At 61.7% G+C, this 15100-nt stretch carries 10 protein-coding genes; 2 read left to right on the forward strand and 8 right to left on the reverse strand.

All coding sequences use genetic code 11. The features are described 5' to 3' along the window. Window positions 1-136 precede the first annotated feature (136 nt). The 8 genes from L6758_RS09445 to L6758_RS09480 form a co-directional block, all read right to left on the reverse strand. A complete protein-coding gene (locus L6758_RS09445) occupies window positions 137-1891 on the reverse strand; it encodes an ABC transporter family substrate-binding protein (RefSeq protein WP_237205856.1) in 1755 nt (584 codons plus the stop codon). A 253-nt stretch (window positions 1892-2144) separates the two neighbouring features. Continuing rightward, window positions 2145-2624: a GNAT family N-acetyltransferase gene (locus L6758_RS09450; RefSeq protein ID WP_237205855.1), complete on the reverse strand. Its 480-nt coding sequence runs from the start codon at window positions 2622-2624 to the stop codon at window positions 2145-2147. 133 nt (window positions 2625-2757) lie between these two features. After that, on the reverse strand, window positions 2758-4860 hold the full coding sequence (locus tag L6758_RS09455; protein ID WP_237205854.1) for a glucose PTS transporter subunit IIA: 2103 nt from the start codon (window positions 4858-4860) through the stop codon (window positions 2758-2760). Between the two features lie 254 nt (window positions 4861-5114). Next, a complete protein-coding gene (locus L6758_RS09460; protein WP_237205853.1) occupies window positions 5115-7637 on the reverse strand; it encodes an HAD-IC family P-type ATPase in 2523 nt (840 codons plus the stop codon). 92 nt (window positions 7638-7729) lie between these two features. Beyond that, window positions 7730-8506, reverse strand: a complete 777-nt coding sequence (locus L6758_RS09465) for a heme ABC transporter ATP-binding protein (protein WP_237205852.1) — start codon at window positions 8504-8506, stop codon at window positions 7730-7732. Beyond that, entirely contained in the window at window positions 8503-9495 is a 993-nt protein-coding gene (locus tag L6758_RS09470; RefSeq protein ID WP_423817409.1) for a FecCD family ABC transporter permease, read from the reverse strand. The genes L6758_RS09465 and L6758_RS09470 overlap by 4 nt, the downstream gene beginning before the upstream one ends. Before the next feature lie 48 nt (window positions 9496-9543). Next, on the reverse strand, window positions 9544-10758 hold the full coding sequence (locus L6758_RS09475; RefSeq protein ID WP_237205850.1) for a heme/hemin ABC transporter substrate-binding protein: 1215 nt from the start codon (window positions 10756-10758) through the stop codon (window positions 9544-9546). Between the two features lie 71 nt (window positions 10759-10829). After that, entirely contained in the window at window positions 10830-13010 is a 2181-nt protein-coding gene (locus L6758_RS09480) for an HtaA domain-containing protein (RefSeq protein ID WP_237205849.1), read from the reverse strand. Between the two features lie 198 nt (window positions 13011-13208). On the opposite strand from L6758_RS09480, the gene L6758_RS09485 reads away from it, so the two are divergent. After that, on the forward strand, window positions 13209-13865 hold the full coding sequence (locus tag L6758_RS09485) for a heme oxygenase (biliverdin-producing) (protein ID WP_237205848.1): 657 nt from the start codon (window positions 13209-13211) through the stop codon (window positions 13863-13865). Between the two features lie 536 nt (window positions 13866-14401). Then, on the forward strand, window positions 14402-15010 hold the full coding sequence (locus tag L6758_RS09490; protein ID WP_237205847.1) for a hypothetical protein: 609 nt from the start codon (window positions 14402-14404) through the stop codon (window positions 15008-15010). The last annotated feature ends 90 nt before the right edge of the window (window positions 15011-15100 follow it).

Here is a 15100-nt window from a genome sequence, read left to right on the forward strand (position 1 = left end):
GGTAGGGGAGTACACCCTGGGAATAGGAGGGTGCTCTCAAAACAGCCAGAGGCGCGGACGCTCGTGAGCGTCCGCGCCGTAGGGCAGTTACAGATTGTTAGTTGCCATCTGTAGCGTGACTAGAGCGTAACTGTACTTACTCTGCGATGTCCCACTCTTCGATGTTCCAGGTCAGGGGCTGCTGACCGGGCTTGGGCTCTACACCGGTGATGGTGTCTGAAACCGAGGTAACAGCGATGGACTGGAAGAGGGGCAGACCGTAGCCGTCCTTGAACAGTTCGCCGTCTGCCTGCATCTTCAGTTCTTCGATGCGGGCGGTGTCGGTGGTGGTCATGATTTCATCGGCTGCTGCGTCAACGGTTGCGTTGGAGTAGCCGGTGAAGTTGGAGGATGAACCGGTCTTGAAGATCTGGCCCAGTGAGGAGTTACCTACACCTGAGGAAACCCAGCCGAAGATGGATGCCTCGTAGTCGCCACCGCCCAGCAGAGATGACCACTGCTCGCTACCGGCGTCAACAACCACGAAGCCTGCCTTCTCAGCGGATTCCTTGATCATCTGGAAGGAGTTGATGCGGTTGGGGTTCTTGTTGTTGTAGAGGATGCGGATGGTGGGGGTCTGGCCGCCCAGCAGTTCCTTAGCCTTCTCGATGTTGGCGTCCATGTCGTCTGAGGGGTACTCAGAGGAGTTATTGGACTCAACGGTCTTGGCGTAGTTCTCAGCGTCGGAAGCTACGTAGAGCTGGGAGTTCAGAACCTGAGCATCGGCGTCCATGGGCTTGATGAGCTTGTCAACGATGTCCTGGCGGGGAACGGTCAGCAGGAAGGCCTTGCGGACGTTCTCGTCAGCGAAGGGTGAGCCTTCCTTGACGTTCAGGTCGAGGTGGTCGTAAGCCTGGTCGGGCTGGGTTTCGGTGACAACGCCGCTCAGAGCTTCAAGCTGGGAGACGGTGTCGATGGAGGCCTGGGGAGCAACAGCGTTGACTTCGCCGTTCTGCAGAGCCTGAATCTGGGTTGCAACGTCGCCCTGAACCTTGAGCACAACTTCGCCAATAGCGGGCTTCTTGTCACCCTGGTAGTTGGGGTTGGCGGTCAGAGTAACTGACTGGTTCTCTTCAACGGCGGTGACCAGGTAGGGGCCGTTACCGACGGTGAGAGCCTCGTTGGCAGGCATGGTGGTGGTGTTGTAGCCGGTGTTCCAGGCATCTGCAATCTTGCGCAGCTGCTCGTTTTCTTCACCGGGGGTTGCGGTCTCGATAGCTTCGATGAGCTCGTCTTCGGTCATGCCGGCCAGCTCAGCGACAACGTGGGCAGGCTTGTCGATGTCGTAAGCGATTTCCCAGTCAGCGAAAGCCTTGGGGTAGGTGAAGGAGATGGAGCGGCCGTCTTCGCTCACAACGGGGACCTCTGCGCCGCCGAGGCCAGCGGTTTCACCTGCGAAGTCGAAGTAGGTGAGTTCGCCGTCTTCGCTGTCGAAGTGGCCTGACTGAGCAGCCCATGCCAGGAGCAGGTCGCCCTTGTCGATGTCGTTGCCATCTGACCACTTCTGGTCGTCGTTGACCTTGTAGTCAACCTTGATGCCTTCGCCCTCTTCAGTCATGGAGTAGGTGCCGAACCACTCGTTGTGGCGGATGTCGAAGGTGTTGGTGATGGTGTAGAAGCCACGGTTGGTCATCTGAGCGATGATGCCGTTGGTGTCTGAGTTACCTTCAGCGGTGCCTACGTTCAGTGAGGAGAAAACGTTGGTGATAGCAATTGAAACTGACTTGTCTGATGCAGCTGCGTCGGAGCCTGAGGTGCTGGAGGCGCCGGTGTCGGAGCTGGCGCAGGCTGAGAGAGCCAGGGCAGCTACAGCTGAGAGGCCGAGAGCTGAGGAAATGCGGGTCTTGCGCATTAGTGTCTCCTTGCTGAAAAGGGGAAATGTATGTTGTGGTCCGCGATCTTCACCCTGTGTGTGCGGGGCGGCGCAAGCCTTCCCAACTCTTGGGTGTGGTGAATCACACGATGTGTAATGTATATACTAGGTCACTTTTGGGGAACTGCGCCACAAAAACCCCTGTTTATATGTAAAACTCTTCAAAAAAATGTAAAAAATACGTTACAGCGTCTTTTTAGCTCATGAATTTGGCGTAGCTTTTCTTCTTTTGCTATCGCTCGATGGGGCGCACCATGTGCACGTGCTCGATACCTGCTTCCAGGTAGGGCTCCCCCACAACTTCAAAGCCTGCCGCCCCATAGTAGCCCTCTGCTAGGTAGGCCTGGGCGCTAATAGAGATGCGTTCGGCCTCAGTGTTTTCTTCAATCCAGGTCAGTGCCTCATTGAGTAGGCGGCGGCCCAGGCCGGTGCCGCGGGCGTCCGGATGTACTGCCACCCGCCCCAGCGTCCAGGCGCCGGGCTCTGCCGGGTGGGACTCGTCCGAGAATGTCGCCAAATCAAAGAGCCGCAGATAGGCTAGCACCTCGCCGCGCTCATTGGCGTGGAAGAAGTGCAGGGCCTGCCGGTCTGCCCGGTCAATCTCGTTCTCTTCGGTAATTTTCTGGCCCACCACAAAGACCAGCCCGCGCAGTAGGTAAATCTCGTTGAGTTCATCAAGAGTCAGGTCATAAAAGGATTTCAGGGTAAACATACAGTCATTCTAAAACCCGTTGAACTGCGCTTATTACCGGGCGGTAACTATGAGATTTGCTTAAAGGCATAGAAAGCCGCCCCGCACCGTCCGGAAGGACGATACGGGGCGGCACGCCTAGGCTGCGGCGGGATTACTTGGTGGTAACCTTCAGCAGCTCAGAGCCGGGCTGGACGGCGCCGGTAGCGCCCTCAACCTCAGCGAAGCGGTTGGTATTGGTGACCAGAACGGGGGTTACCAGGGAGTAGCCGGCGTTCTTGATGATCTCGGGGTCGAAGGTCAGCAGGATGTCGCCGGGATTGACGCGCTGGCCCTTTTCAACCTTCACGTCGAAGCCTTCGCCGTTCAGGTTGACGGTGTCGATACCCACGTGAATGAGCAGTTCTACACCGTTGTCGAGCTTCAGGCCGATAGCGTGGCCGGAAGGCATGGTGACGGAGACCTTACCGGCGGCGGGGGCTACCACGGTGTTGCCGGTGGGGACGATGGCTGCACCCTTGCCGAGCTTTTCGGCGGCAAAGATGGGGTCGGGGGTCTCAGACAGGGGAACTGCCTGGCCTTCGAGGGGGGATGCCATGGTCAGGACGGTGCCTGCTGCGGGTGCTGCTGCCTCTTCAGCGGCCCAGGGGGTAGCTGAGGTGGTAGCGGCGTCCGCTTCGTTGCGAACCTCGGTGGCTGCGGGGGTAGCTGCCTCGGCAGCGGACTCGCCGATGCCGGTTTCTGCAACGGCTGCGGCCTTGGCGGCGGCTTCAGCCTTCTGGTCCTTGGACTCGTAGCCGAAGATCAGTACACCTGCCATAGCGCCGAAGAAGGCGATAGCCAGACCAATCATGTAGAGGTACCAGGGCTGCATTGCGGGGATAGAAATCAGCGAGGTGAAGGCGAAGGCGTAGGACTTAACACCCAGGGCTGAGATGGTAGCACCACCGATGATGGCGGGGACCAGAATCAGGGGGAAGACGCGCTTGTAGCGCAGGACGATGCCGTAGAGGGAGGGCTCGGAGATACCACCGAGCAGACCCGAGGCGGCCGCACCGACAGCGGTCTGGCGCAGTTCCTTGTTGCGGCGAGCCACAATAGCAACACCGGTGACAACGCCGAAGACGGCGAAGTTGTAGGCGCCCATGGGGGACTGGATGAAGTCCACACCGTCGGTCTGCAGGTTGTTAATCATGACGGCGTTCAGGGGCCAGTGCAGACCCAGGGGAACCATGAAGAGGTAGAGACCGGCGATGAGGCCGCCGACCAGCCAGGGGGCGATTTCGTTAACGCCGCCGATGAAGTCAGAGATAGCCAGAGCGAACTTGATGCCGATAGGGCCGATCAGGAAGGCGGTCAGGGGTACCAGAATCATGACGGAGAGCATGGGCACGAACACCATGTGCAGCATGGTGGGGATGACCTTCTTCAGGAAGCGCTCCAGGGGAGCCAGCAGGGCTGCTGCGAAGAGGGGCGGGAAGATCTGGCCGGTGTAGTTCATGACGTACAGGGGCAGGTCGAGACCCAGGAAGGGGACGCGGACGACGCCGTCCACTGCGATGTCTGCAAAGCCCTGGAAGGTGCCGGTCATGAGGGCTGCGGGGATAGCCGCACCGACCCACATGTTGGCGCCCAGGCGCTTAGCTGCGGTTGCGCCCAGCATGATGGGCATGAACTGCAGGACTGACAGGGAGGCTGCCAGCATGATGAACCAGAAGGGGAAGGCTGCGCGCCACTCGTTGAGCATGGCGGCTGCGGCATCGGCGTCGGCCAGGCGGGGGCCGTTGACGATGTCGATGTTAACGACCTGGCCGGTGAGGTCGGTGTACTGACCGAAGTAGCCCAGCTGCTGCAGGAAGACGATCAGGGTCAGAATCATAGAGGTGCCCAGCAGCGCCCAGAGGATGGGGCGGAAGGAGTCTGAGAGCACGTCGAAGACGCGGGTCAGGGCGCCGGCCTTCTTCTCGTCGGTGGCTACTGCGCCCTTGGAGGAGCTTTCGCCAACGGAGCTCATGCCGGGCAGCTTGACCATTTCGTTGTAGACCGATTCGACCTTGTCGCCGAGGACGACCTGGGTCTGGCCGGACTGCTCGATGATGGAGAGCACGCCGGGGATGTTCTCAATCTTGGTGCGGTCGATGGCGCTGTTGGACTTGGGGGTCACGCGCAGGCGGGTGGCGCAGTGGGTAAAGTGCGAGATGTTCTCGGGGCCTCCCAGGCCTTCGAGAATCTTTTCGCCCATCTGTGAGTTGTTCACGGGTGGAACCTTACTGGTGTGTGCGGACTGCTAGCGGGTTCTTAAGACGAAAAAGACCCGAGTTGCCTATCGAACCGTGTGCCCTGATGCGGGTAGACGGGTGCTCATGGAAGCGGCGTGGGCGCGGGTGCACCGGTGCCGTATGAGCTGATAGCAACTCAGGTCTTGCCTGCCGAACCAGTAACAATCCTGATGATTGACTACATAGAGTGTGGGGTGTGAACCCCGTTCGTGGTCAAGCGTACTCCCTGAGGTTAGCCCTGTGCAAGTACCTGGGGGTGTTTGGCTCGCAGCCAGGCGGTGTGCAGGCGCAGGTTGATTTCGATAGCTAGGCAGCCCAGAGCGGCTGAGCCTAGGGTGGCTAGTAAGTATGCCCCGGTAGGAATGGTGAACTGGTGGTACCAGAGCGAGGGCGGGAGTAGGAGAACCAGGGCCAGGCCAGCGTACATGGCCGCCACAATAGCCAGGCGGACGCCGCGCACGGGCCGCACTACGGTGGTGATGTTGTAGATACCCATGAGTACAAGGGCGATGAAGGTGGCGGTCTGAATTTCCGCTGTAGCGACCCCGGCGAGAGCGTGCCCGTAGCCGTTGACGAAGACCAGTACCGCTGTGATGATAACGGCTGCCGGTAGGGCATAGTGCAGGGCCCTGCCCAAGAAGCCGCTGACGTAGCGGCGGGTGTTAGGCAGCATGGTCAGGAAGAAGGCGGGGCCACCTACAATGAGCAGGTCGGCGGTAGAGTACTGACGCGGCAGGAAGGGGAACTGCCAGCAGAGCACGCCCAGGGTGAGACCCAGCAGGATAGCGAAGGCAGTCTTGGTGAGGAAGAGGTTGGTGACCCGCTCGATATTGGCGATAATCTTGCGCCCCTCGGCGAGTACACCGGGTAGGCGGTCAAAGCGTCCGTCGAGAAGCACTAGGCGCGATACTGCCTTGGTGGCAGGCGCTGCGTTGCCCATGGCGATGCCCAGGTCGGCGTGCTTGAGGGCCAGGGCGTCGTTGATGCCGTCACCGGTCATCGCTACTACGTGCCCGGCCTCGCGCAGACCCAGCACCATGTTCTTCTTCTGTTCGGGGGAGACCCGACCAAAGACGGCGTGGGTTCGGGCAGCCTCCACCAGCTCAGGGCCAGATTCGGGCAGGGTTGAGGCATCGACCGCACCGGCTGAGACGTCCATACCGGCGGCTGCCGCTGCGGCGGCTACCGTGCGGGGGTTGTCGCCGGAGAAGACCTTCAGGTCGATGCCCTGGCTTCTGAAGTAGGCCAGGGTTTCGGGGGCCTCGGAGCGTACCTGCTCACGGAAAATCACGAGCACCTGGGGCTCAAGACCGGCAGGAACCCGGGTGGCTACCTTGCCGGAAGGCTCGCGCAGTAGGGCGGGGGCATGGGCCAGCACCAGCACACGCAGCCCGCTCTCGGCCAGCTCACCGGCCAGGTCGCGGGTAGCAGATCCCTCGGGCAAAAGCGCCTCGGGGGCACCGAGTAGCCAGGCACCGGTGCCCGTGAACTCAACACCGCTAAAGCGCAGGGCAGATGAGAAGGGCAGGACGCCGGTGGCAGCCGGAGCGCTAGCACCGGCAGAGGCTGCGGCGCCCGCTGCCTCAGCAAAGGGCTCTTTCAGGGCAGCCGCGGTGGGATTAGCGTTCTGGTCGGCTCCCAGCCAGCCCAGGGCGGCAGCCCAGCCGTCCTTAACCCGGGAAGCGGCGGCGGCGTCCTGATGCCCGGTCTCTGCCCAGAGCACCTGCCCGGTTAGGGAGCGAACCGAATCAAAGCGCACCCCGCCCTCGGTCAGGGTGCCGGTCTTATCGAAGCAGACGGTATCAACGCGGGCCAGTACCTCAACGGCGGGCTGCTCTTGAATCAGCACCTCGGTGCGGGCCAGCTTAACCGATGCCACGGCAAAGGAAATCGTGGTCATCAGGGCCAGGCCCTGGGGAATCATGGAGGCCACCGACGAGACAGAGGTAATTAGGGCATCACGCCAGGCCCCGGAATCAAGGGCCAGCTGCCAGCCACCAGCGGCCTGCATCTGCCCGTTCAGCACAATCGCGATGATGGGAACCAGAGCCCAGGTAATCCAGGTGACCACCCGCTCCATACCCGCCCGGAGCTCCGAATGGATGGTGGTGAACTGGCGGGCCTCGGCCGTAATTTTCGCGGCGCGGGAGGTAGCCCCCACCGCCGTCAGCCGCACCTTGCCCGACCCGCCGATCACGGATGAAGCCGACAGGACGCCGTCCCCCGGCACCTTGCCGACGGGGTCGTTTTCGCCGGTGAGCAGGGATTCATCAAGATCCAGGCCGTCGCTGGTGAGTACCACGGCGTCGGCAGGAACCTGGTCCCCGCGCTTGAGCAGCACAACGTCGTCAAGAACCAGCTCATCGAGGGCAACCGGCACCAGCGTGCCATCGCGCAGGGCGGTAGCGGGGTCGCGGCGCAGCAGGGCGATGCGGTCCAGCTGACGCTTCGCCGAGAACTCCTGGGTGAAGCCGATGACCACGTTGGCAATAGCAGCCAAAAGGAAAAGGGTATCGAGCCAGGAACCCACCAGAATCACCGCCAGCCCGCAGAGCCCCAACACCAGGTTAAACATGGTGAACAGGTGGGTGCGGATAATGGTCGCGGTAGAGCGGGAGGTCGCATTATTCTGCGTATTCACTAACCCGGCAGAGGTGCGTTCAGCGACCTGCTCGCTGGTGAGCCCACCGGCCTCAAGGACGCTGTCTGGAGAGGTACTCACATTCACGCGGTGGGCAGGCGCGGTGTGAGACATAGGGGCTCCTTGGGCATTGGGCTGGTCAGGGTAGTAACCAGTCTAGTGGGAGAAGCTGAGGGCGCACGTCCGTCTCAAGGATGAAAACAGCCTCAGTCGCGGGCCGGAAGTACCAGCAGCCGCCCGGTCACCGGGTGGGTGAGCACCTCAATGGGGTGGCCGTAGACCGCGCTGAGCCGCTCGGCGGTGCAGACCTGCTGCGGGCGTCCTTGCGCCACCGCCTGCCCCTGAGCAAGAAGCACCAGCCGGTCAGAATAAGAGGCCGCAACATCGAGGTCGTGAAGGACTACCACCACAGCCGCCCCCTGCCGGGCGTAGGCGCGGGCGCGGGTGAGGGTCTGCTCCTGGTGCAGAATATCGAGAGCGGCAGTGGGCTCGTCGAGCAGGAGCAGGGGAGTGCGCTGGGCAAAGACCCGGGCCAGGTGGGTGCGGCCGGCTTCGCCGCCCGAGAGGGTACGGACGTCCCTGCCCGCCAGGTGCCCGGTATCGGTGTCGGCAAGGGCGGCGGCGACAATCTCGTGATCCTGCTGGGCCTGCTCGGTGCCCCGCCAGGGGGCCCTGCCCATCTGGACCACCTGCTGCACGGTGTAGGAGAAGGCTACCGAGGTGTGCTGCAGCAGCATAGCCCGGGTGCGGGCCAGCTCTACCGGCCGGTAGTCTGCCAGCGGACGTCCGGCCAGGGTAATCTGCCCCGAGCTGGGGGCAGCGTCCCCTGCCAGTAGGGAAAGCAGGGTGGATTTTCCTGCCCCGTTGGGGCCGATAAGGGCCAGCACCTCTCCGGGAGCGACATCGAGGGAAACATCGTGCAGAATCTGCCGCCCGTTCACCCGGTAGCTAACCGAATCGGCGACGAGTAAAGGTGCGGTCACAGGGCCCCCTTGGTTAGGGTTCGGCGGAGCAGGATAAAGAAGGTGGGGCCGCCCACCAGGGCGGTGAAGATGCCGATGGGCAGGTCGGCGAAGCTCACCAGGGTGCGGGCGGCGAGGTCGGAGGCTGCAATGAGCAGGGCACCGCCCAGGGCCGATGCCGGTAGGAGCACCCGGTTGGAGGGCCCCACTACCATTCGGAGCAGATGCGGCACGATCAGACCCACAAAAGCGATAATGCCCGCGTAGGCGACCGCAGCCCCGGTGAGCAGGGCGGTGCAGACGATAGCTGCCAGGCGTAGGCGCTCTACATGAACACCCGAGTGGGCAGCGGCCCGCTCACCCAGGGCGAGCAGGTTGAGCTGCCGAGCCAAGAGAAAGCTACCGATAATACCGACACCCACAATCGGGGCACTGGTGGCTACCGCCGCCCAGGTCGCCCCGTTCAGGGAGCCCATCTGCCAGAAGATAATCTGGTCGCGACTGGCGTCGTCGGCGATAAAGACCATCAGGGCAATCAGGGCGTTAGCCACGGCGGTTACGGCAATGCCGGTCAGAATCATCGACAGTACCTCTGCCCGCCTGCCGGAGCGGGAGAAGAGATACACCAGGGCAGTGGTGGCTAGCGCGCAGGCGAAAGCACAGAGGGGTACGGTGAACATACCCAGGGTATTCAGCCCCAGCACAATAGCCCCGCAGGCCCCCACCGCAGCACCGGCTGAAATGCCGATGACGCCCGGTTCAGCCAGCGGGTTGCCGAAGACCGCCTGCATCAGGGCGCCGGACGCCCCCAAGGCAGCACCCACCAGTAGCCCCAGCAGAATGCGGGGTAGGCGGATATTCCAGAGGGTGGCGTCTGCCAGCTGCATGGCAGGGTCGGCGGACGCCAGCCCCAGGTTGCGCAGGATACCCCCGGCAACCTGGGGGAGGGGAATCTCAAACTGGCCCAGGCTAGCTGATATGAGTACCGTGCCGAGCAACAGGAGGGGCAGGGCAGTAAAGACCGCCGTGAGGGTAGAAGAACGTACCTGCACAAGAACCTACTGCTGGGTGTAGATAGCGGTGGCCAACGATAGCAGCACCGCAGCACTGTTGGGCCCGAACGAGAGAACCTGGCCGTCTGCCATGTCGACCACGCGCTGGTTGGCACCGGCGGTCGTTTCAGCCACACCGGGGCGGGCAAAGAAGGCCTCGATACCGCCGGTGGACTCCACCCCGCCGGTCATGGTGAGGATCAGGTCGGGGTTAGCCCGCGAGAGCGCTTCGGCGTTAGCGGGCACGGTACCCGAAGCCCCGCCCTCACTGGCCACATCGCGACCACCCAGGGCGGTAATCAGCTCATCGGCCCCTGAACCGTCACCCAGGATAAAGAAGACACCGGCAGTCCCCCGAACGTAGAGGAAGGCCATACCCACCTTCTGCGCCGAATCCTGCGGGGCAACCTCGGCAATGGTGGCTAGCGCCGAATCAATCTCAGCCTGCACCCGGGCACCCAGCTGGGCGCCGGCGTCCGGAACTCCCAGAGCCTGCGCAACCGCCTCAATCTGCGGCACTACCTGGCTCAAGGAACGCGAGGGGTCAAAATGCACCACGGTCACCCCGGCGGAGCGCAGCTGCTCGGTAATTTCGAGGGGGCCGTTGGTGGTGTCCATGAGCACCACGGTCGGGGCGAGAGAAAGAACCGCCTCAGCTGAAATGTCGTGGCCGTTCTGGGTTACCAGGGGCAGGTCTGCCAGGGTCGTTTCGGTCGAAGACGTGACCCGGCCTACCAGGTTGTCACCCAGCCCCAAAGCGACGACGGTCTGGGCTAGGGTGCCGTACATATCCAGGGCCAGAATACGGTCGGCACTGGTCACGGTCACTTCGGTGCCCTGAAAATCAGTGACGGTCACGGGTAGCTGCGGGGCCTGCGGGTTCTCAATCGGCAGCACATCGGGTACGGACGCCGCCGTGGCTAGGCCAGCAAGACTCTTGGGATCTTCTACAGCGTGGGCTTTCAGGTAGTCCTCGGCCTGCTGCAGGGCGGTGCGGTGCACCTCTTCACTGGCGGGAGCCTCAATGCCCCCGGCCGTTGCCGACGACTCTGCCAGGCCCTCAACCGATGACGAAGCTGCCCCTGTCTGCGGGCCTGTAGCAGCGGCGTCCGCCCCGCTATCTGCTGACCCTGAGCAGGCTGTCACCGCCAGAACCAGGGCCGCACTCAGAACAGAAAAACCCCGGCGCAGGGACAGGGAAGAAAAAGAGCGCGTGAGCACCAGAACCTCCTGAGAGAAAGAAAGGGGGTGGGAACCGGGCACATTCCGGCTCCCACCCGGGGAAGGGAGAATTAGGACGCGCGGCGGCGGGCTACCACCACAGCACCGGCAGTCAGCAGGGCGGCACCCACAGCAACAAGGGCACCGACTGAAGCGCCGGTATTCGCCAGCTTGCCACCCTGGGCAGCTGCGCGGGCAGCCTCAGCCTTCCGCTCTGCCTCAGCGTTGAGGGCATCGCAGTTAGCGCCATTCTGAGAGACATACTGGGTCTTCTCAATGGTCTGAGAAGCGCCGGTGACGGTCTTTGAACCCAGGGTGCCGGTGAAGCTGATGGGGTCAAGGGCCATACCTGCTGAGTAGAAGCCAGCGAAGGCAACTTCGCCCTCAGCAGTCAGGGTGGCAGAAGCACTGCTGACGCTAATGCTGGATCCGTTAACAGTCAGGCCAGCCAAATCGACATTGGCGAAGGGCACCTCACCGTGGTGGGTTGTCTGCCCCTTCATGTCATTAGAACTTACGGTCAGGTAGAGGGTGCCGGTAGAACCGTTGATCTCAAGGCGGGGGTTAGCCATCAGAGTGTTCAAGGTGCCGCCGTGGCCGGTAAAACGGACAGAGCCCTCGAAAGCCACAGAGCCCTTGCCGTTAGCGTAGGTGCCTGTACCTTTGGACCAGCCAAAGGCCTGGTTAGCGTAGGTAACGCCGTTCAGTTCCCAACTACCCTTAGCGATACCGCCACCAATGTAGTTACGGAAGGAGGAGCGCACGCCCCAGTCGAAAGTAGCAGCTGAGACGGTCCCGTCAGCCTGAGTAGTGGTTGCACCGGGCACGGTTTCGGTCACGGTCACCGGCACGCACTGGGGCGCCGGATCAGCAGGGTTAGCAGAGGGCTGGGCTGAGGGAATGACGGTTGGCTCAGCGGTCGGCTGGGCCGAGGGTGCTGCCGTCGGTTCAGCAGAAGGCTGAGCTGAGGGGGCCACGGTCGGCTGGGCGGTGGGCTCCGCGGACGGGCTCGGCGCAGGGGACTCACTCGGGGCAGGAGCCGGGGTTTCGCTGGGAGCCGGGGCGGGAGCGTCCTCAACGACCGGCGCAGCCACACGCAGGTAGAGGGGGTCAAACTCCAGGCCTTCAGCGTACCGGGACCCAAAAATGGTCGCCGCGTGCCCGGTGGCGTAGGTGGTGACGCCGCTCAGGAGCAGATTACCCTCGGCATCAGTGGTCAGGGCGCTCGCATCGAATCTGGCGATGGGCTGATCGGTAATTTCGCCGGTGTTAGCCGAGGTGCCAGTGGCGTAGATGTAGCCGTTTGCACCGTCGGTCACAACGCGGAAGCTGTGCAGGTTGATGTTGAGCACCCCGCCGTGGGCGACCAGAGAGAAACTACCCGGAACACTGATGGAGTAGCCGGTATCAGTCTTCTGGGCGGTAGCACCGGCAAAGACGAAGTTGTTGCCTTCAAGACTGGTGTTTTCGCCGGGAGTAACGGCGTTCTGGGCGATCAGGTAGTTAAGGAAGGAATCCTTGATGCCCCAGGTGACGGTGCCCGCTGCATTGGTGACGCCGTCAGTGGTGGGCTCGGGTGTGGGCGTGGGGGCCGGGGTCTCTGCGGGCTTTTCAGCCAGGTCAGCCGAGAAGGTCAGGGGTGAGAGAGCGTCACCGGCCTTGTAGAAACCGGCGAAGGCGGCTGCGCCGTCGGCGGTGAGGGTAACGGGGGCATCGGTGGCTGATACGGTGCCGTTGGCGAAAGTGACGCCAGAAAGGTCTACGGTTGCGAAGTTAACGTTGGTGGCATCGATATCGGGGGATCCGTTGTAGCCCTTGGACTTCACATCAGCTACCAGGGTGCCCTGGTTGCCGTTGATGACCAGCTTGAGGTTGGCGTAGGTGATATCAAGCTCACCCTTATGGGCAGTGAAGTGGATGGTGCCGGGGTAAGAGATAGTGCCGTTTGCACCGGTGAACTCACCCTCGGCCCCCTGCCAGGAGAAGGCGGAGCCGTTGAAGCTGGGGCCACCGGTTACCTCGACGCTACCACCGGCAAAAGCGCCGGTGACGTAGCGGATGAAGGAGTCCTTGAGCGACCAGGTCAGCTGGGCATTGCTGGCGACGTGAGTTGCGGACGCGGCAGCGACGGTGCTGCTGGTGGCGTCCGCCGCGTCAGCTACGGACGCGGTGGCTAGGGTCATGCCTGACAGGGTGAGTGCGGCTGTGGCTAGGAGGGCGCAGGAGCGCCGGGCGCTGTGCTGGGGAGACATGGGCATCCTCGTGAAAACTATGTGGTGTAGGGTGGGCATATTTCGCAACATGCCCTGCCTTATTAAATTTAAGGGCATGCCTAAATTAGCATTAAGGCAAGCCTAATAAAAATAGGTTACAAGTGCTTGACTTAATTCTTTCTTGGTGACAGTCTGTCAATAAATAGTGTTAATCTAGCCCCCAACCAAGGAGGACCCATGACCACCGCTCTCGCCGATACCGAGCGTCCTACCTTCTCAGCCCGCCTTAAGGCAGAAACTGCTGCCCGCCACGAGCAGGCAGAACACTCCAGCTTCATGGCCGACCTGATGGGCGGCAAGCTCGACCGTAAGGCATACCGCATGCTGCTAACCCAGTACGTCTATATGTATGAGGCCCTCGAAGAAGTAGCAGCCGGCTTCCGCGCCCACCCCAACCCCATCACCGAACCCTTCGTGCTAGAAGGCCTTGACCGGCTTGCTTCTATCAAGGCTGACCTAGCTGAACTGGGCGGCCCCACCAGTGACCAGCCGCTACCGGCAACCGCTGACTACGCGGCCGCTATCCGCGCGACGGCGTCCGCTCCCGAACGCTTCCTAGCCCACCACTACCTGCGCTACCTGGGGGATCTATCGGGTGGGCAGGCAGTGGCTGCCCTGGTTGCCCGGCACTACGGTGTGCCCGCTGAAGCTCTGAGCATGTACCGGTTTGAGGCACTCCCGAAGCCCAAGGTGTTCAAGGATTCCTACCGGGGTCTTCTGGACGATGCCCCGTTGACGGACGCCCAGCGTGACGCCCTGGTCGATGAGGCCCTGGTCGGGTTCGACTACAACACCCGTGTGTTCGCGCAGCTGGGTGAGAGCCTAGCCCCATAGGTGTGTAGCTAGAGGCCTCCATGCTGTGTGCAGGTTTCTTGGGCTGTGTGCAGGGTTTTCTCTGCACACAGCCCAAGAACCCTGCACAGGGTTAAGAAAGAAGGACGCTCCCCGGGTCGGTAACTGCCACGCTAACGCACCCGACTTATCCACAGGCCTGGCTGCTATATGACCTGTTTGTGAACCAAAAGAGCCTGCGATGTTCACACCCCTTGCAAGAGGTGAACGGGGTCGGTGACACTGCCCTTATGAATGATGTTGCAGAGATTTACCAGCAGGTGCGCTGCCTTAAAGATTTACAAGATATCGGTGTAAGCCCCTCTGTGGCTTCGACCCGTTTTAGGTCTGGTTACTACACCAAAATCAAGCAGGGGATCTATATTGAGACCTCTATATGGAACCAGTGGGGCACTCGCCAGAGATGCATAGCCCACCACGCTGCGCATATCAAAACGGTGCCGAGCGGGGTGCTGAGTCACCAGTCGGCTGCGCTTTGGTTAGGAGCTCCGCTCCTAACCCTACCTCACAAGGTGCATATGAGTTTTGCGTCAGCTTCTGTACAGCACCGCCCCTCAGTAACAGCGCATCGCGGACGCACGGACGTAGTTCGCGAGGCTCGGCTGGTAGTAGGGGCTTCTGTTGCTACTCCGGGGCAAACTCTGCGCGATGTGGCCCTATCTCTACCTAGCGTTGAGGCGCTGGTGATTGGCGATTATTTTCTGCGGCAGGGTGTTATATCTGTAGCGTCGGCACGTACTGCTCTGACTGAGGCGGGTGGAGCTGCGCTTGCCGTGGGGCAGAGACTGAGCGCTTTAGCAGATTCTCCGGCTGAGACAATCGCACGTGACCTTATCTATGAGTGGAATCTGCCTCTACCTCAGGAGCAGTTCGAGGTATTCACTCATTACGGCCGTATTTACCGTGCTGACTTCGCTTGGCCTGAGCTGGGGGTCATTCTTGAGGTTGACGGTGAGGTGAAGTATTCGGGCGCCTATGGCCGTGCTGATGATGTGGTTCAGGCAGAACATCGGCGGCATCGCGAATTAGAGATGGCTGGCTGGAAGGTGGTTCGCACGCGCTGGAAGGAATTAATGTCGCACCCTGCTACTCTTCGGCAACGGCTGTGGGAGGCCGGCATCCGGTGAGCCAGATTGTAGGTGTGCAGGGTTCTTGGTGCGTGTGCAGGGTTTTCTCTGCACACAGCCCAAGAACCTTGCACAGGCTAAGACAAAAAG

It is taken from the genome of Rothia nasimurium (genome assembly GCF_928382285.1).
GTDB classification, from domain to species: Bacteria; Actinomycetota; Actinomycetes; order Actinomycetales; family Micrococcaceae; genus Rothia; species Rothia nasimurium_E.